At 61.3% G+C, this 17,261-nt stretch carries 16 protein-coding genes and 1 pseudogene; 10 read left to right on the top strand and 7 right to left on the bottom strand.

From position 1 onward, the window contains the following. Positions 1-76: 76 nt before the first annotated feature. Complete coding sequence (locus E3U47_RS07915; protein WP_134690535.1) at positions 77-682, bottom strand: hypothetical protein; 606 nt, start codon at positions 680-682, stop codon at positions 77-79. Beyond that, positions 679-1,452 carry a hypothetical protein gene (locus E3U47_RS07910; RefSeq protein ID WP_134690533.1) on the bottom strand — a complete coding sequence of 258 codons (774 nt, stop codon included), beginning with the start codon at positions 1,450-1,452 and terminating at the stop codon, positions 679-681. The genes E3U47_RS07915 and E3U47_RS07910 overlap by 4 nt, the downstream gene beginning before the upstream one ends. A 255-nt stretch (positions 1,453-1,707) precedes the next feature. Between E3U47_RS07910 and E3U47_RS24930 the strand changes: the two genes are divergently transcribed. Then, positions 1,708-1,860: a hypothetical protein gene (locus E3U47_RS24930; RefSeq protein ID WP_167659452.1), complete on the top strand. Its 153-nt coding sequence runs from the start codon at positions 1,708-1,710 to the stop codon at positions 1,858-1,860. Between the two features lie 30 nt (positions 1,861-1,890). Here the strand turns inward: E3U47_RS24930 and ppk2 are convergent, their stop codons facing one another. After that, entirely contained in the window at positions 1,891-2,712 is an 822-nt protein-coding gene (gene ppk2, locus E3U47_RS07900; protein WP_134690531.1) for a polyphosphate kinase 2, read from the bottom strand. 213 nt (positions 2,713-2,925) lie between these two features. Here ppk2 and E3U47_RS07895 point away from each other — a divergent pair. The 3 genes and pseudogenes from E3U47_RS07895 (at position 2,926) to E3U47_RS07885 (ending at position 5,554) form a co-directional block, all read left to right on the top strand. Beyond that, a pseudogene (locus E3U47_RS07895) lies at positions 2,926-3,555 on the top strand (hypothetical protein). 266 nt (positions 3,556-3,821) lie between these two features. After that, entirely contained in the window at positions 3,822-5,120 is a 1,299-nt protein-coding gene (locus E3U47_RS07890; protein WP_134690529.1) for an MFS transporter, read from the top strand. Between the two features lie 113 nt (positions 5,121-5,233). Continuing rightward, the gene (locus E3U47_RS07885; RefSeq protein WP_134690527.1) at positions 5,234-5,554 is read left to right on the top strand and encodes a hypothetical protein; all 321 of its coding nucleotides are present in this window, start codon (positions 5,234-5,236) and stop codon (positions 5,552-5,554) included. Between the two features lie 127 nt (positions 5,555-5,681). On the opposite strand, the gene E3U47_RS07880 is transcribed toward E3U47_RS07885, so the two are convergent. Further along, positions 5,682-6,614 (bottom strand): LysR family transcriptional regulator, encoded by a 933-nt coding sequence (locus E3U47_RS07880; RefSeq protein WP_134690525.1) that lies wholly within the window; start codon positions 6,612-6,614, stop codon positions 5,682-5,684. A gap of 113 nt (positions 6,615-6,727) precedes the next feature. Here E3U47_RS07880 and E3U47_RS07875 point away from each other — a divergent pair, with 113 nt between their 5' ends. Both E3U47_RS07875 and E3U47_RS07870 read left to right on the top strand, forming a co-directional pair. Next, positions 6,728-6,973, top strand: coding sequence for a DUF2790 domain-containing protein (locus E3U47_RS07875; RefSeq protein WP_134690523.1), 246 nt, complete (start codon positions 6,728-6,730; stop codon positions 6,971-6,973). Positions 6,974-7,072: 99 nt separating this feature from the next. Continuing rightward, complete coding sequence (locus E3U47_RS07870; protein ID WP_134690521.1) at positions 7,073-8,377, top strand: MFS transporter; 1,305 nt, start codon at positions 7,073-7,075, stop codon at positions 8,375-8,377. A 58-nt stretch (positions 8,378-8,435) separates the two neighbouring features. On the opposite strand, the gene E3U47_RS07865 is transcribed toward E3U47_RS07870, so the two are convergent. Next, entirely contained in the window at positions 8,436-9,131 is a 696-nt protein-coding gene (locus E3U47_RS07865) for a tRNA (adenine(22)-N(1))-methyltransferase TrmK (protein WP_134690519.1), read from the bottom strand. Positions 9,132-9,297: 166 nt separating this feature from the next. Between E3U47_RS07865 and E3U47_RS07860 the strand changes: the two genes are divergently transcribed. Continuing rightward, the gene (locus E3U47_RS07860; RefSeq protein ID WP_134690517.1) at positions 9,298-9,678 is read left to right on the top strand and encodes a RidA family protein; all 381 of its coding nucleotides are present in this window, start codon (positions 9,298-9,300) and stop codon (positions 9,676-9,678) included. A gap of 66 nt (positions 9,679-9,744) precedes the next feature. On the opposite strand, the gene E3U47_RS07855 is transcribed toward E3U47_RS07860, so the two are convergent. Both E3U47_RS07855 and E3U47_RS07850 read right to left on the bottom strand, forming a co-directional pair. Continuing rightward, entirely contained in the window at positions 9,745-10,851 is a 1,107-nt protein-coding gene (locus E3U47_RS07855; protein ID WP_134690515.1) for an HNH endonuclease domain-containing protein, read from the bottom strand. A gap of 55 nt (positions 10,852-10,906) precedes the next feature. Next, complete coding sequence (locus E3U47_RS07850) at positions 10,907-12,598, bottom strand: AAA family ATPase (RefSeq protein WP_134690513.1); 1,692 nt, start codon at positions 12,596-12,598, stop codon at positions 10,907-10,909. Between the two features lie 172 nt (positions 12,599-12,770). On the opposite strand from E3U47_RS07850, the gene E3U47_RS07845 reads away from it, so the two are divergent. The 3 genes from E3U47_RS07845 (at position 12,771) to E3U47_RS07835 (ending at position 17,251) form a co-directional block, all read left to right on the top strand. Then, the gene (locus tag E3U47_RS07845; protein WP_134690511.1) at positions 12,771-14,771 is read left to right on the top strand and encodes a U32 family peptidase; all 2,001 of its coding nucleotides are present in this window, start codon (positions 12,771-12,773) and stop codon (positions 14,769-14,771) included. A 132-nt stretch (positions 14,772-14,903) separates the two neighbouring features. Beyond that, positions 14,904-15,461: a TetR/AcrR family transcriptional regulator gene (locus tag E3U47_RS07840; RefSeq protein ID WP_134690510.1), complete on the top strand. Its 558-nt coding sequence runs from the start codon at positions 14,904-14,906 to the stop codon at positions 15,459-15,461. A gap of 296 nt (positions 15,462-15,757) precedes the next feature. After that, positions 15,758-17,251 carry an aldehyde dehydrogenase gene (locus tag E3U47_RS07835; protein WP_134690508.1) on the top strand — a complete coding sequence of 498 codons (1,494 nt, stop codon included), beginning with the start codon at positions 15,758-15,760 and terminating at the stop codon, positions 17,249-17,251. The last annotated feature ends 10 nt before the right edge of the window (positions 17,252-17,261 follow it).

Below are 17,261 nucleotides of genomic sequence, written 5' to 3'. Positions count from 1 at the left end.
AGTCCTTGGCCGTCACGATCACTGCTCGTTAGCGCTTATCGCCTAACTTTGTGCCCGGTGTGGCAAGACGCGAGGTTCAGCCATCCTGTCCGTCATGTATTTGCGGCTGCGCAATGAACGATGTGAGTTTCAAGAGTGTGTCCTGGGTGGATACGATGAAATCACCCAGGTCACTTTCCCACCAGATGCAACTGACATGCTCCGACAGCTCGCAGACTTCTAGGGGTTCGCTCTTAGGGTAAGACATATCATCCCAGGCATCTTTGATCGCTTGCGGCGAGCCGTCCTTTAACCTGTAGGCGTAGATCCGCAGCAACGGTGTCGATGTTGCCAGAGAAACTGGATCGGGCTGGTTGTTGCCACGACGGTTTTCCTTGAGCAACGATGGGTCCGTCAACACCCTGAACTGGATCGCGACCTGCTGGATATCGTCAGTGCGGGTATAGACCAGGTTGGCGTTGAGCAAGGGCAGAAAATCCCATGACCATTTACTTGTAGGTGACGTATACGAGCGGCATGGACGATCAAAATCAATCGGATTCCAATACCAGAAATTGGCACCAAACTTGGCCGCCAAACTGTCCAGCGTCATCAGCAGCCGACCATAATAGCCCGCCAGCAATCGGTGGGCGCCTTGAACTTGTCTGACCAGCGCGGCTGCCTCATTTTGAGTGATTGTCACGGTTGCATGCCCTCATCCGTTGTGACTGCCGTTATGCGAATATCCACCCCCATGCCGCGCCCATCCAGGCACGCCGGCCAACATCGCAGAGCATCTAGTGCGCAATGTAGATCGCCAAGCCTGAGCGCCGGAGCAAGCAAGTCTCTGAAGGGCAAGGCCTCGACGCTCATGCCGAACAGGCGAAATGCCTGGAGCCACTCGTCATACACCCTCGCATCCCGGCCCTGGGACCGAGTGCTGTGCGCCACCAGATCCTTATGCAGCGCCTTCCACTCCCGACATACCACGCGCAGCTGGCGATCAGCGTATTCGCTCTGCAAGGTCGCGACCCACTGTTTCCATCGAGCAGGATTGTTCCCTAGTGCGAGCAGCACCGTTTGCTTGGAGTCGTCATCCTGTAAATACAGAGCCTGCAGCTCGACACGCCATTGAGCGAGTGACTGTTTTCCTCCTGCCGGTGGTTTCACTTCGACCAGAATCCTGTGCTGGGTGTACTCGATGACGACATCCGGTTCAACGAATCCAGCTCCCTCCTTGCCCAACTTCGGCCAGAACGCGATATCCTCCAGGGGACCCAATGCCTGGGCGATTTCCTGCCCCAATAGCAAAGTGGCGAAATGTGCTTGAGCCTGATCTGACAAGTACGGCATTCGCCCGAACAAAACGGCGCTGAGCAAATCCTCACGTCGGCGGAATACTTCGCGCCAGCTCAACGATTGTCCATCCAGCCCCACTCGCCCTGCCTTCCCATGCAATATTGCGGTCAGCATCGTTATCCTCGTTGATACAACTTACTCGGGGGCTTTGATCCTTGCGATCAAACAGAAGGGGGCATTGTCCAGTAAAATCGGCAATGCGCAACTCGACACCCGCGCCGCGCAGGGCTCGCTTAAGCTCCACTCGCAGGTCGGCGAAGGTGACATCGATGCAGGATACCGAACAACTTCGACGTTTGGCTGCTCAGCACGGTCAGGACTATGCCGTTCATAAAGCCTTAGCAGATCGGCTTGCACAGAAGTTCGGTGATGAAGCCCTGGCGCAGCAGCACCGACCGCGACGCAGGTAAGCCCCGACACCAGGGCCATGGCACTGACCAGGATGATGGCCGTGAACGGATCGCCAGCGCCCGCAGGCCGGGCAACCAGCGCTCCCACCTGCCGCATCGACAGCGGGCCTGAAAGTGCTGTCGTGCATGCTGCCCTCCGGAGTCAAAAGCACTCGGCAACCATCTTGAACGGATAAGGCTGGGCCTTGTATTTACCGATCTTGCCGCGCTTGGGCAGCACCACTCTGTGTTCGCCGCGCAGGTCCTTGTAGGGGATCTGCTGCAACAGATGGTTGATGATGTTCAGCCGCGCCTTGCGCTTGTCTTCCGAGCGCGCCATGTACCAGGGGGCCCAGGATGAATCGGAGGCGGCGAACATGTCGTCGCGGGCGCGGGTGTAGTCGTCCCAGCGGGTATAGGACTTGACGTCCATGGGTGACAGCTTCCACAGCTTGCGTCCGTCGTTGATACGGTCCTGCAGGCGCCGGGTCTGCTCCTCGGCGCTGACTTCGAGCCAATACTTGATGAGGATGATCCCCGATTCGACCATCATCCGCTCGAACATCGGCACCACGGTGAGGAACTTGCGCGCCTGCTCGTCGCTGCAAAAACCCATCACCCGCTCGACCCCGGCGCGGTTGTACCAGCTGCGGTCGAAGATCACCACCTCGCCGGCGGCCGGCAGGTGGGTCAGGTAGCGCTGGGCGTACATCTGGGTCTTTTCCCGCTCGGTGGGCGCTGGCAGCGCCACCACGCGGAACACCCGCGGGCTGACCCGTTCGGTGATGGCCTTGATCGTCCCGCCCTTGCCGGCACCGTCGCGGCCCTCGAAGACGATGCATACCTTAAGGCGCTTAGCCAACACCCACTGCTGGAGTTTGACCAGCTCCACGTGCAGGCGTTTGAGCTGCGCCTCGTAGGGCTTGCGTCCGAGCTTTTCCGACCCGTTGTCGCGCTTGCGTTTGCTGCCCCCGGCCTTGGTCATCGCCTGCTCCTCGTTGACGGGCCCCGGTGCAACCGGGGCGGATCAGAAGAGTATGGATGAGCACAGGCAAATTGCCGGGCAAGCAGCAGTCGCGACGCCAGCGTTCTTTGCCAAGCGCCGCACAACCTCGCCGATATGTCGTCTTGCCATGATTGCGGGGGCTCTGGGGCACGGGTTTTAATCCTGGCGTCGTACATTCAAGGAAGCCTTACGATGGACAGGAAGCTCATAGTGCTGGCACTGCTGGCCACCTTGGCCGGCTGCTCGGAGGGCCAGCAGCCCAACGAAGCCGACCTGCGCCAGGCCGCCCAGGCCTACCTCGATACCCAGTACCCCTACTGTTTCGTGATCAGCGCTTTTCCTACCCGCACCCGCGACTTCGATGTCGAGGGAACCAACCAGGCCCTGCATGCGCTGGCCCAGGTCGGTGTGGTCAGCGAACGCGAGATCAGCCGCACCGAAGTGCCCGAGCGCCTTTGGCAACCGGCGCGCACCGATATCTACTATGCCTACGAGCTCACCGACGAGGGCCGCCGCTACTACAAGCCCTAGGTGCGCCGGAACAAGGCTGGCAGCCTGGGTGGGTTGTGCTTTGGCAAGGCCGAGGTCACCGCCATCAAGGGCTTCAGTGAACCCAGCGAGCGCCAGGGACGCACCCAGGCACAGGTCACCTATAGCTACCGGGTGACCGACCTGCCGAGCTGGGCCGCCGATCGCGCGGTGCAGGCGGGCATCGCCGGGCTTGGCCAGGCGGTGGCCAGCGCTGGCCAACCCTTGGAGGAAACCCGCGGCATGGTGCTGACCGAACAGGGCTGGGTGCATGAGCGGTTGCTGGTCAATTGAAATAGGGGTGTTTGCCGCAAATCAGGCTGCATCTGGGGCACCGAGTGCCGTCCGTGCGGGCGGCGCTCGGTGCCCCAGGCGCTGTAAATGCCAGGACAAACACCGCTGCGGCCTCTCGTCGCAGGCACCTCCCCCTTGGCAAATCCGCCACACACCGTAAAATCCCGCCTCCTTTTCCCGTCGCCCCCGGCCTTGCGCCTCCTGCCCAAGCGCAGCGCTCGCACGCCGACACGGCGTACATCCGCGTGTTCCAACTTGAGGTACGTATGTCTGCGCGTTTGCTGGCGATGGCGCTGGCCCCCCTGCTCGGCTTGTTCATCATTGCCCTGGGCAATGGCTTCCTGTCGTCCCTGACCACTCTGCGCCTGGGCGCCGCCGGCGAATCGGCAACCACCATCGGTATCGTCTCCTCGACCTACTTCATCGGCCTGACCCTGGGCGCGGTGTTCAACGACCGGTTGATCCTGCGCATCGGCCATATCCGCGCCTACAGCAGCTTCGCCGCGTTGATCGGTGCGACCATCCTGCTGCAGGGGCTGTTCTACGACACCATCTGGTGGTCGGTGCTGCGCCTGATCAACGGCTGGGCCGCAGTCGGCGTGTTCCTGGTCATCGAGAGCTGGTTGCTGCTGGCCGGCGACGCCAAGATCCGCGGTCGCCTGCTGGCGCTGTACATGATCGCCTTCTACGGCGCCGGAGTGATCGCCCAGGCCGGCCTCGGCGAGATCACCCGGCTGGGCGATACCGCGCCGTTCATGCTCGCCGGTATGCTGGCCACGCTGTCGGTGCTGCCGATCGTGATCCTGCCGCGGGTATCGCCGCTGCTGGACCAGGTCGAGCCGCTCAAGCCGCGCCAACTGTTGGGCGTGGCGCCGACCGGGCTGGTCGGCTGCTTTGGCTCCGGCGTGGCCATTGCCGCGATCTACACCCTGCTGCCGCTGTACTTGCAGCGCATCGGCATGGATGTGGGTGAGGTCGGCGGGATGATGGCCTGGGTGATCCTCGGCGCCATGCTGTTGCAATACCCGGTGGGCCGCTGGTCCGACCGCAAGGACCGGCAGACCGTGCTGATCGCCCTGGCGGCGCTGTGTACCGTGCTGTCGCTGCTGATCGTGCTGCTGCCGACCGACACCGTGCTGCTGCCGGCCCTGCTGTTCCTGCTCGGCGGCGGCGTGTTCGCGCTGTACCCGGTGGCGGTCAGCAGCGCCGCCGATCGCGCCCCGGCCGATGCGCTGGTCCCGATGATCCAGGGCCTGCTGCTGATCAACTCACTGGGTTCGGCACTGGCGCCGCTGGCCATTTCGCCAATGATGACCTCCTACGGCGAGGTCGGGCTGTTCTGGGCCTTCGCGGTGATCAACCTGGCCATGGTCGGGTTCTTCCTGTGGCGCCGTGGCAAACGCCCGGCCCCGGAACACCCGGCGCCGTTCGCGCCGACGGCGACCTTCTCGCCGACCGGTGCCGAACTGCGGGTCACCGAGGACCTGATGCACGCGGCCCAAGAACATCCGACCCTGGATGCGATGCAGGCCGCGCCCCCGAGCGCTCAGGCCGACCTCGGCTGAGCCCGCCAAGGGCCGCTGCGCGGCCCTGCTCATGACCGGTCGTCGCGCCGCCGGCACCCCGGCGCCGCATCGACGGCCAAAGCCATGACAGTTCATCCGACAGGAGACGCATCATGGTCCGTAACCGCCCCCTCGCCGTCCTGCTGGCCCTGGCCATGGGCCTGGCCTCGACCGCCAGCTTCGCCGCCACCGACATGCACGGTGGTTCCAGCCACAGTGAACATTCATCGGGGGATCAGCCCAAGGGCAAGACTGCCGGCGAGGATGGCAGCGTGAACGCTCCCGGCGGCGGCCGGAGCAATGACAGCAACGATACCGGCAGCGGTGCGGATGCCGCCGACGGGGCCGCTGGCGGCTCCAATAGCACCGGCGAGGCAACCGGCAGTGGCGCTGGGGCATCGGGAGGTACCGCCGAGGACCAGGACAGCCGTTAAGGTTTGAGGCAATTGCCGTAGGAGCTGGCCTTGCCGGCGAACCAGCGGCGCCCTCGGTGCCAGGCACCGGGGCGCGTGATTCGCCAGCAAGGTTGGCGCCTGCCGGCAGGGCCGCCAATCAGGCCGTTCAACGCCAATACCGCGCCTGCTCCACCACCCGCTCGTGCTCGGCGAACAGCAACGGCAACTGTGCCTTGAGATAATCCAGCCAGGTGCGCACCTTGGCATCCAGGTAATGCCGCGACGGGTAGATCGCATAGATCTCGCGCTGGCGCAGCCGATGCGGGGCCAACAAACGCAGCAGGCGGCCTTCTTCCATCGCCAGGCTCGCCGAATAATAAGGCAGCAGCCCGATCCCCATGCCCAGCTCCGTGGCCTTGAGCATCGCGTCGGCGACGTTGGTCAGGAAGGTGTCCTGCGGCACGATCACGCACTCCTGCGGGTTACCTTCGAACGACCAGTCCTCCTCGAACAACGGGTCGACCGTGCGCAGGCAGACATGCCCGTGCAGGTCTTCAGGGCGCCGTGGCACGCCCTGGCGCTCGAGGTAGTCAGGCGAGGCGCACAGAATGCTGTGGATGCTGCCCAAGGGGATGGCGATCAGTTGCGAGTCCGGCAGGCCCTGGCCGATGGCGATCACCACATCATGCCCTTCGGCCAGCGGGTCGGGGTTGCGCTGGGACAGGGTCAGCTCCATGACCACTTCCGGGCAGGTCGCGTTGTAGCGCGCCACCAGGGGCATCATCAACAACCCCAGGCCGTGGGTGCAATGGATGCGCAAGCGCCCACGCGGAGTCAGGTGGGCACCACGGGCCTCGTCCATGGCTTCTTCGGTGAGCAACATGATCTGCCGGGCACGTTCCAGGAAGCGCTCGCCCGCCTCGCTCATGCGCAGGCGTCGGGTGGTGCGATGCAGCAGGCGGGTCTGCAACTGGTTCTCCAGTTCGGCAACGATCCGTGACACCTGCGCCGCCGAGATGTCCAGGGCCGTGGCCGCCGCCGCGAAGCTGCCGCATTCCACGACCCGGGCGAATGTGCGCATTGCATGCAGCATATCCATGAGCTGATGCCTCATTCATACATAATGGGCATGAATCTATCACGGGATAGCCCATTTATTGTGAAACGTAAATGAATGGATCATGAGGCATGTTTCATAAACAGGAGCTGCTCATGAAATCTTCACTCGCCTTCATCGCCCTTTGCACTTCGCTGGCTTCGTTCGGCGCCTTTGCCGCCACCGAAGCGCAAACCTACGAATACGGCATGCCGCTCGACGTGGCCAAGGTCATCTCGATCACCCCGGCGAGCAACGCCGCCAGTTGCCAGCTCGGCACCGCGCACATGGTCTACATCGACCGCCAGGGCCAGACCCGCGAAGTCGACTACCGCGAAATGGGCAACTGCTCGCAGCAGTGAGCCGCGGGAAAAATACCAGCCAACGTGCTGAAAGTGCATTTGCCCTGCCCTCGCCGCACCGCATGATCTTCCGGGACAACAACAAGAACAGCCCGGACCATGAACCCGACCGATACCTCCGCCGCGCCCCGCGCGCTCGCCTCGTCCAGCGCCCATGCCCGTGTTACCTGGCGGCTGATGCCGCTATTGCTGGTGTGCTACCTGTTCGCCCACCTGGACCGCATCAACATCGGCTTCGCCAAGATGCAGATGAGCGCCGACCTGGGCTTTTCCGACACGGTCTACGGCTTTGGCGCCGGGCTGTTCTTCATCGCCTACGCGCTATTCGGCGTGCCCAGCAACCTGGCCCTGGAACGGGTCGGGCCGCGCCGCTGGATCGCCACGCTGATGATCACCTGGGGGCTGCTGTCCAGCGCCATGATGAGCGTCGAGGGCGCCACCGGGTTCTATGCCCTGCGTTTTTTGCTGGGGGTGGCCGAAGCGGGCTTCTTCCCCGGCATCCTGGTGGTGCTCAACCGCTGGTACCCGGCCCGACGCCGGGCCCAGGTGACCGCGCTGTTCGCCATCGCCGTGCCGCTGGCCGGGGTGCTCGGCGGGCCGCTGTCCGGCGCTATCCTCCAGGCCTTCCATGACCACGGCGCGCTGCGCGGCTGGCAGTGGATGTTCTTGATCGAGGGCTTGCCGGTGGTCCTGCTGGGCCTGTTGGTGCTCAAGGCCCTGCCGGACAGCTTCGAGCAGGTGAGCTGGCTGAGCACCGCGCAAAAGCATGCCCTGCGCACGGAAATGGCCGGCGAGCAGCGCCGCAAACCGGTCACGTCCTGGCGCGGGCTGTTCAGCGATGCCCATGTGTGGTTGCTGGTGGCGGTGTATTTCGCGGTGATGCTGGCGGTCAACACCCTGGCGTTCTGGATGCCCAGCCTGATCCATGGCGCCGGTATCGGCAGCGACGGCCAGGTCGGCCTGCTCAGTGCCATGCCCTACCTGGCCGGCTGCCTGTTCATGCTGGCCTGCGGGCGCTCGTCCGATCGCCTGGCTGAACGTCGTTGGCACCTGTGCGTGCCGCTGCTGATGGCCGCCGCCGGCATCGCCCTGGCGGGCCTGGTGCCAGCTAGCCCGGTGCTGGTGATGGCTGGGCTGGTGGTCGCCGGCATGGGCGCCAGCGCGGCTCTGCCGATGTTCTGGCAACTGCCGCCGGCGTTCCTGGCGGGCGCTGCCCAGGCCACCGGGATTGCCATGATCAGTTCGTTCGGCAGCATCGCGGCGTTCCTGGCGCCTTACCTGATCGGTTGGATGCGCGATACCGCCGGCAGCCCGGGGCTGGCCCTGCAGGTGCTGGCGGTGGCGATCATGCTGGGAGGCTTGCTGGTGCTCAAGGTGCCGGCGGCACTGGCGAATCCGCGGTGATCGCCTTAGGCGCCGGCCAGCCTGGTTCCTATGGTTAGCGGGGTGTCGCGCGCAGCAATCAGCCCAGCAGCTCGCTGATCCAGCGGGCCTGCTGGGTCATCTCACGTACTTTCTCCTCCGGTACCGCCTGCCGTGCCCGGGCGAAGTTTTCCAGGGTCTGCTGCTTCTGGCGCAGCATGCGCCGCCATTTCACCAGGAACGCCGGGCTGCGCGCCGCCATCAGCAACGGGCCGAAATACAGCTGCTCGGCGCTATAGCTCACCGCCTCGCTGCGTTCGGCAACGATGATCTCGTAGTCGAAACGGTTCTCGCGCAGCACTTCCTCGACCAAGATCCGATAGCCGTTATCCATCAACCACTGACGCAGCGCCTGCTCGCCGCCGTTGGGCTGCAGGATCAGGCGCTCCTGGCCGCTGAGATACGCCTTGCCCGCCTCGAGGATGGCGCGGATGGTCTCGCCGCCCATGCCGCAGACACTGACCGCGGTGATGCCATCCTGCGCCGCGATCGCCGCCAGGCCATCGGCGTGACGCACGCTGACCTGCGCCTGGAGGCCGTTCTCACGCACGGTGCGCTGCGCCGAAAGAAACGGCGTCAATGCCACCTCGCCGGCCACCGCGGCGCTGATCGCCCCACGGCGCACCAGCGCCACCGGCAGGTAGCCGTGGTCCGAGCCGATATCGGCCAGGCGCGCGCCCGCCGGTACATGGGCCGCCACGCGCTCAAGGCGCGCGGACAATCTGTGTTGGTTCAACTGCTGCCTCTCTCACAACCTGGCCCCGGCGCCTACGGCCGGGTCGGGGCGCGATTCTGCCGGGCCTGGCCGTGCATTTCAAATGCCCGCGACCAGCACCCGCCTCGACCTGCCCGGCGCGCTCAAGTAGGCTTGGCGCTTTCCTTCGGTTGCAAGGCGAGCCCCCATGGCCAATAACGACATCATCTACACCCCCGACCCGGACACCGACTCGATTTCCTCGGACGTCGCCGAGTACAACGGCATCCTGGTCAGTACCCAGATCCCGGTGCGCGCCGACGGCAGCCTGGAACTCGGCGACATCACCACCCAGTGCGAATGCACCCTGCAGGCGCTGAAAGTCGCCCTGGAGCGCGCCGGCAGCTCGATGGACCGGGTGCTGCACCTGACCATCTACCTCACCGACATGGCCGACCGCGCCGCGTTCAACGAGGTCTATCAGCGCTTCTTCAGCAAGCCATGGCCGGTACGCGCGGCCGTAGGCGTGGCTGCGCTGGCGTTCGAAGGGATGCGCGTGGAAGTGACGGCGATGGCGGCCAAGGGCTGAGCTGCGTTGGGCTCTTGTTTATTCTTGAAGGATTCAAGAGCCCAAGCGTCTGTTTTTAGTAGCTGACTACACGTCTTGCTGCAACGTCTGGAAAGATGTGTCAAAAATCCGATTAACCGCTTCAACCTTAAACTGCTGAGCGACCACCAGGTTCGAGGTTTTTGTGAGTTCATTTTTTAAAAACGGCAGCTTCTTTACGTCATCATCCGAGAATTCCATACCTAACTGCGCAAGCACCCCCTTCAATTCAAAAACACTCGAGAACCAAGCGCTCAGCGTCGCACTCTGCTCATAAATTCGTGCCAATCTGAACCGTTCTATATTGTTATTTTTACAGGGCGAACTCTGCGACCTCAAGCGAATATTCAATGACAGAATGGAACTACCATTATCTAGATAGTCAAACAAGAATAGTGCTTCATCATCCATACTCTGCACATGAGGATGTGCATGCATAAGCATGGGGTGGTTTTTTTTACTTTTCTGATTGCATACAACCCCAGAGGGAATCAAGTTATACAGCGAAACAGCAAGATAAGGGAAACGAGAGCGAGGATAAAAATGGTCAAGATCAGGACGACTCGATACCGCCTTGTAAATACCGATTTCTTCCACCGCGCAATAGGGGCAGATAGCCAATTCAAGATACTCGCACAAGCTCAAGCCAAACGCGGCTGAGACCTGTTCAAAGTCAAAGCATGTCCAAAAATTCTTTACCCAGCCTGGAAACATTGCTTTTTCTTTCACTGACAACTTATAGCGCCCCTGCCTTGCGGCGCTCAGGCGCTGCAACATACGACGCTTTTTATTAGGTGCCACATCCGATCGTAGAAATTCGATCAAACTCTCCACGTAGCGAAACGGTCGAGATTTCTTGATGCCTTCCAGTTGAACGATCGCTTCTTGAACCCAGTACTCCAATCGTTTCTGCCCAGATGGGAGGCCCTCAGAATCTGGCAGGCTTACAAGGTCCACCGACTCAAGCAACAAAGCCGGGCAATAGTACTCCAGTAGTTCAGGGAAAGCCTCCGACACGTCGAAGATCAACTTTTCAAGTTTATCGGCAGGGGCCAGAACAATAGAGGTAAGCGCCGCAGTACTGAAATACGTCAATACGCGCTTCTGGAGGGCGTATGGTTCATCCTTGACCAACAGACGCAGCTGCGGCAACACGACCTCTCGAACCGCAAAGTCGACATAAGACTGCACAAATGATGTAGGATATTTCTTATTGATTTTTATCATAGCTTAATAAAAAACCCTTCACAGTCTCACTTGACACCTCTGCAATCAGTTCTCGATCTTTTTCCGAAAGCGAGTTGTTTTTTGCCGCTTCAATAAGATGGGTTAACCTTCTCCGAGCGTGCTCGCCAAAGGTGGAGCTCAGGTGCATGTCTTGCATATAAATATCGACCACACTGCATCCGAAACCTGATGATTTACCGAGCGTAAAACCACCAAACTCGTCACGATTAATTGAAGTTATATCACGCGCCAAAAAATCGCTGACTATGATTGGAGAGTGTGTAGATATCACCAACTGCGGCTTGAAACCTGGCTTGTACGCCTCGATCAAACCAAACATCCGGAGCATATCGCTTAAAAATGTTCTCTGCCACTCAGGATGCAGATAAAGATCCGCTTCGTCGATAAGAATGATGGGGCGCGCACTGGAAGCCGCCCGTTCCAAGTATCCGTACAACTGTGAAAATATATGCATTTTGGCTAATTCGCCACTGCTGACGCCTTGCCACCCCCAGGTGATGCCTGCCGATAGGTTTCGAGGCAACTTATTAATCGCATCAATCAACGAAGTGATGGTTCCATAATCTTCAACCTTGACCTGCTTGAGGTTCAGGTGCTCGCCATCATAACACTGATAAAGAATGACTTCGACCAGTGCCTGGTAACTGTCCCATATCGACCACAACTGTTCCAGAAGATTATTTTCCAGCTCATCGATAGCGCCTTGCGCTGCTAATTTTTCATCCGCCAACCGCATATCCCTAAGCACTTCGCGAACCGCAAGCTCTACCTTGTGGTGTATGGCTTCACCCTGCGGCGAGACATAATATTTAAAAAACGCTATTGCCAACAGATCAAAAGATGCCGAGACGCCAAAGGCACGTTTCGAGATAAGGTTCAAAATTGAGGGAATGTTTGTGCGCACCAAACAATGAAAAACCTCATGGGCCGTACAGTCTTCCAACTCAAAACTGATCGTATTCAACCTCATGACATCGCTCACCGCGGCCTGTTCAAATCTCTCTCTGTCCAACACCGCGTACAACTTATCCCACATACCCTGCGGCGCTCCTGGAAACGAGAATCCAAAACAGGGTTCATCCAGACGCTCGGCATACGGATAGTTACGCAAGTAGCTAAAAATCTGATCAAAGTACTTCTTCTTTCTACCCTCGCTCTTTAGCACCTCGCCTGAAATAAGATTTTTAATGTATGCCTTTTCTTTAGCCTCCGAAACGCCAGCAAGAAACGCCGACGCCGGCGGTAACGTGTTAATCGATACAACCTGAACGTTGTTATGCGCAAAAAATCTTTCAACCTTCAGCACCTGCCTGAACTTCTTATCTGCGCGCACATCACCAAATAATTCAGGAGTGCTATTGGCATAGCAAAAATTATAAGTATCCGTTTTCGCATCAAAAAAAATCGCCAACAAGACTGATTCACTGTCCTTGTCGAAGGCTGATATGAAGTCCAAAACCGTTGACTTGCCAGAACCATTGACACCAATTATTGCCGAACAGGCGTAACCATTATAAAAATCCCATGAAGCTGCGCACTCCTCAACTTCAATTGCCTCCCTTGGCGACACCCTGCAAGCAAATCTCCCATTTATTGGCACATTCAACCTGCGAATAGCCTTGTGCTCATGTATATATAAATGGATCAACATCATAGATACGTTCCATCCCTCTATAAATACTCTAAAAATCGGAGCGATGTCATTATGATATTCGACGTATGGCTGTGTCAGGAAGCCTGATCCCAGCAGTCCGTCGATACGCGTGAAAAACGCCACTGTGCAAGCTACAATGCCCGCCTCACCGTGAAGCCCGACCTATAACGACATGTCCCTTCCAAAGCACCACCTGGAACTGCTCAGCCCTGCCCGTGACGTGAGCATCGCCCGCGAGGCGATCCTGCACGGCGCTGACGCCATCTACATCGGCGGCCCGAGCTTCGGCGCGCGCCACAACGCCTGCAACGATGTCAGCGACATCGCCGGCCTGGTCGAGTTCGCCCGGCGCTATCACGCCCGGGTGTTCACCACCATCAACACCATCCTCCACGACAACGAACTGGAACCCGCGCGCCAGCTTATTCACCAGCTGTACGACGCCGGCGTCGACGCGCTGATCGTCCAGGACCTGGGGGTGATGGAGCTGGACATCCCGCCAATCGAGCTGCATGCCAGCACCCAGACCGACATCCGCACCCTGGAGCGGGCCAAGTTCCTCGACCAGGCCGGTTTTTCCCAGCTGGTGCTGGCCCGTGAACTGAACCTGCAGCAGATTCGCGCCATCGCTAGCGAAACCGACGCGGCCATCGAGTTCTTCATCCATGGCGCGCTGTGCGTGGCTTTCTCCGGCCAGTGCAACATCTCCCACGCCCAGACCGGGCGCAGCGCCAACCGTGGCGACTGCTCCCAGGCCTGCCGCCTGCCTTACACCCTCAAGGACGACCAGGGCCGCGTGGTCGCCTTCGAAAAACACCTGCTGTCGATGAAGGACAACAACCAGACCGCCAACCTGGCCGACCTGGTCGATGCTGGCGTGCGCTCGTTCAAGATCGAGGGCCGCTACAAGGACATGGGTTATGTGAAGAACATCACCGCCCACTACCGCAAGGAACTCGACGCCATTCTCGAAGGCCGCCCGGAACTGGCTCGCGCTTCCAGCGGGCGCACCGAGCACTTCTTCCTGCCCGACCCGGACAAGACCTTCCACCGCGGCAGCACCGACTATTTCGTCACCGACCGCAAAGTCGACATCGGCGCCTTCGACTCGCCGACCTTCACTGGTTTGCCGGTGGGCGTGGTGGAAAAAGTCGGCAAGCGCGACCTGCAAGTGGTCACCGAGGTGCCGCTGACCAACGGTGACGGCTTGAACGTGCTGGTCAAGCGCGAAGTCGTAGGTTTTCGCGCGAACATCGCCGAGCTCAAGAGCGAGTCCGAGGAGGACGGCCAGAAGCGCTACCGCTACCGCGTCGAACCCAACGAAATGCCTCAGGGCCTGGACAAGCTGCGGCCGAACCACCCGCTGTCGCGCAACCTCGACCACAACTGGCAGCAGGCCCTGCAGCGCACCTCGTCCGAGCGCCGTGTCGGCGTCCAATGGCACGCGGTGCTACGCGAACAGCGCTTGCTGCTGACCCTAGGCAGTGAGGAAGGCATCAGCGTGCAAGTAGCGCTGGACGGCCCATTCGGCGCGGCCAACAAGCCACAGCAGGCGTTGGAGCAACTGCATGATCTGCTCGGCCAGCTGGGTACCACGATGTACCACGCCAACGCCATCGAGCTGGATGCGCCACAGGCGTACTTCATCCCCAACTCGCAGCTCAAGGCCCTGCGCCGCGAAGCCATCGAGGCACTGACCCAGGCCCGCGTCCAGGCCCACCCACGCGGCTCGCGCAAGGCCGAAACCACGCCACCGCCGGTGTACCCGGAGTCGCACCTGTCGTTCCTGGCCAACGTCTACAACCAGAAGGCCCGCGACTTCTACCATCGCCACGGCGTGCAACTGATCGACGCGGCGTACGAAGCCCACGAGGAGCACGGCGAAGTGCCGGTGATGATCACCAAGCACTGCCTGCGCTTCTCGTTCAACCTGTGCCCCAAGCAGGCCAAGGGCGTCACCGGGGTGCGCACCAAGGTAGCGCCGATGCAACTGATCCAGGGCGACGAAGTGCTGACCCTGAAGTTCGACTGCAAACCGTGCGAGATGCATGTGATCGGCAAGATGAAAAGCCACATCATCGACTTGCCGACCCCCGGCAGCGCGGTAGCCCAGGTGGTCGGGCACATAAGCCCGGAAGACCTGCTCAAGACCATCCCACGCGCCCCTCACTGATCCAGTAGCAGCCAGCTTGCCGGCGAACCAGCGGTTCGCCGGCAAGACGCATCAGTAAATTTGAGTCTTTTTAGTCTCATATGGCACACTTGATCTTCTTTGGCATAGCCAGACATCGACTCGAGGCCACCCATGCGTATCACCCTCCAAGAAGAACGCCTGCTCAAGGCGCTGGCCCACGCCATCGTGGTCCACCCCCGCGCCACCCTGAAGGAACTGGCAGAAACCGCTGGTGTCAGCAAGGCCACCCTGCACCGCTTCTGCGGCACCCGGGAAAAGCTGGTGAGCATGCTCGAAGACCATGGCGAACAAGTACTCAACCATGTCATCCAGGAAGCTGACTTGACCCAGGCCGAGCCGCTCAACGGTATTCGTCACCTGATCGCCGAACACCTCAAGCATCGGGAGATGCTGGTGTTTCTAATGTTTCAGTATCGCCCCGACACCCTGCTCAATGACGCCGAGGACCAGCGCTGGCTGGCCTATACCCAGGCCATGGACGCCTTCTTCCTGCGCGCCCAGCAACTGGGCGTGCTGCGCATCGATATCAGCGCGGCGGTATTCACCGAGATGTTCATGACCATGATCTACGGCATGGTCGATGCCGAACGCCGCGGCCGAGCCGCCAGCGCCAACACCGCCCAGACCCTCGAGCAGTTGTTCCTGCACGGGGCCCTGGCGCCAGCCTGAAGCCAGCGGCAGCTAGCGCTCGGCGAGCACCTTGTGTCGCCTATCAAGCCGAGTGCCGCGCGGGCAGCGCTCGGCTTGATAGGCGCTGCATCTGCGTCGTCGAACACCTGTCAGCCATCACGCAAACCCCAAGCCCCTGTCTCACTCCGTCTCATTCTGCGACACCCCGCGCCAACCCCAGCCCGCGCCACCCAGGACCAAACCCTTTAGCGCCGGGCCCCATCGCAACACCACAGCCCTTGGCACGCCCCTTGCCAAAGCCCTGGCCACCCCCAAAAGCCAAGAGGCACCGTCCCATGAATACCGAACTGCCGATCCTCCCCGCTACCCGCGCCTTCCTGGCGCGCAAGCTGAAGATGCGTATCGGCGCCGAGTGGCAGGATGCCGCAAGTGGCCAGACCATGACCTTCCGCAACCCGGCCACCGGGGAAGTGCTTGGTGAAGTGCCCTCGGCCCAGGCCCAGGACGTGGACCGCGCGGTACAGGCCGCGCGCCAGGCCTTCGACGACTCGGCGTGGAGCCGCATGCGCCCCCGCGAACGGCAGAACCTGCTGTGGCGCCTGGCCGACCTGATGGAGCGCGATGCCCAGCAGCTCGCCGAACTGGAGTGCCTGAACAACGGCAAGAGCGCCGTGGTGGCCAAGGTGATGGATGTGCAATTGGCCATCGACTTCCTGCGCTACATGGCCGGCTGGGCCACCAAGATCGAAGGCAGCACGGTCGAGCCTTCCATGCCACTGATGCCCGAAGGCGACTTCCACGCCTTCGTCCGCCGCGAAGCCGTGGGCGTGGTCGGCGCCATCGTCGCCTGGAACTTCCCGCTGCTGCTGGCCTGCTGGAAACTCGGCCCGGCCCTGGCCACCGGCTGCACCATGGTCCTCAAGCCCGCCGACGAAACCCCGTTGAGCGTACTCAAGCTCGCCGAGCTGGTGGATGAAGCCGGCTACCCGACTGGGGTACTCAACGTGGTCACCGGCACTGGCCTGAACGCCGGCGCGGCCCTCAGCCGCCACCCCGGCGTGGACAAGCTGACCTTCACCGGCTCCACCGAGGTCGGCAAGCTGATCGGCAAGGCGGCCATGGACAACATGACCCGTGTCACCCTCGAGCTGGGCGGAAAGTCGCCGACCATCGTCATGCCCGATGCCAACCTGCAGGAAGCCGCCGCCGGCGCCGCCATGGCGATCTTCTTCAATCAGGGCCAGGTGTGCTGCGCGGGCTCGCGCCTGTACGTGCACCGCAAGCACTTCGACAACGTGGTGGCCGACATCGCCGGCATCGCCAATGGCATGAAACTGGGTAACGGCCTGGACCCTTCGGTGCAGATGGGCCCGCTGATCTCGGCCAAGCAGCAGGACCGGGTCACCGGCTACATCAACCTGGGCCGCGAACTGGGCGCGACCCTGGCCTGCGGCGGCGAAGGCTTCGGCCCGGGCTACTTCGTCAAGCCCACGGTGCTGGTGGATGTCGATCAGCGCCACCGCCTGGTGCAGGAGGAGATCTTCGGGCCGGTGCTGGTGGCCATGCCGTTCGATGACCTCGACGAAGTGGTGCGCCTGGCCAACGACAACCCCTATGGCCTGGGCGCGAGCATCTGGTCCAACGACCTGGCGGCGGTGCACCGCATGATCCCGCGGATCAAGTCTGGTTCGGTGTGGGTCAACTGCCACAGCGCCCTGGACCCGGCGCTGCCGTTCGGCGGCTACAAGATGTCCGGCGTGGGTCGGGAAATGGGCGCGGCGGCGATAGAGCATTACACCGAGCTCAAGGCGGTGATGATGAAGCTCTGACGGCCCGACC

This window comes from Pseudomonas sp. RIT623, from assembly GCF_004519305.1.
GTDB lineage: Bacteria > Pseudomonadota > Gammaproteobacteria > Pseudomonadales > Pseudomonadaceae > Aquipseudomonas.
The sequence above is the reverse complement of the archived record's forward strand: the minus strand, read 5'-3'. Positions and strand labels throughout refer to the sequence as shown.

Excerpts from the sequence above, each read along its gene's own strand:
- E3U47_RS07835 (WP_134690508.1), top strand. The coding sequence starts at position 15,758 with ATGAATACCGAACTGCCGATCCTCCCCGCTACCCGCGCCTTCCTGGCG.
- E3U47_RS07860 (WP_134690517.1), top strand. The coding sequence starts at position 9,298 with ATGGCCAATAACGACATCATCTACACCCCCGACCCGGACACCGACTCG.
- E3U47_RS07840 (WP_134690510.1), top strand. The coding sequence starts at position 14,904 with ATGCGTATCACCCTCCAAGAAGAACGCCTGCTCAAGGCGCTGGCCCAC.
- ppk2 (WP_134690531.1), bottom strand. The coding sequence starts at position 2,712 with ATGACCAAGGCCGGGGGCAGCAAACGCAAGCGCGACAACGGGTCGGAA.
- E3U47_RS07870 (WP_134690521.1), top strand. The coding sequence starts at position 7,073 with ATGAACCCGACCGATACCTCCGCCGCGCCCCGCGCGCTCGCCTCGTCC.
- E3U47_RS07880 (WP_134690525.1), bottom strand. The coding sequence starts at position 6,614 with ATGGATATGCTGCATGCAATGCGCACATTCGCCCGGGTCGTGGAATGC.
- E3U47_RS07845 (WP_134690511.1), top strand. The coding sequence starts at position 12,771 with ATGTCCCTTCCAAAGCACCACCTGGAACTGCTCAGCCCTGCCCGTGAC.
- E3U47_RS24930 (WP_167659452.1), top strand. The coding sequence starts at position 1,708 with ATGAAGCCCTGGCGCAGCAGCACCGACCGCGACGCAGGTAAGCCCCGA.
- E3U47_RS07885 (WP_134690527.1), top strand. The coding sequence starts at position 5,234 with ATGGTCCGTAACCGCCCCCTCGCCGTCCTGCTGGCCCTGGCCATGGGC.
- E3U47_RS07875 (WP_134690523.1), top strand. The coding sequence starts at position 6,728 with ATGAAATCTTCACTCGCCTTCATCGCCCTTTGCACTTCGCTGGCTTCG.
- E3U47_RS07850 (WP_134690513.1), bottom strand. The coding sequence starts at position 12,598 with ATGATGTTGATCCATTTATATATACATGAGCACAAGGCTATTCGCAGG.
- E3U47_RS07910 (WP_134690533.1), bottom strand. The coding sequence starts at position 1,452 with ATGCTGACCGCAATATTGCATGGGAAGGCAGGGCGAGTGGGGCTGGAT.
- E3U47_RS07890 (WP_134690529.1), top strand. The coding sequence starts at position 3,822 with ATGTCTGCGCGTTTGCTGGCGATGGCGCTGGCCCCCCTGCTCGGCTTG.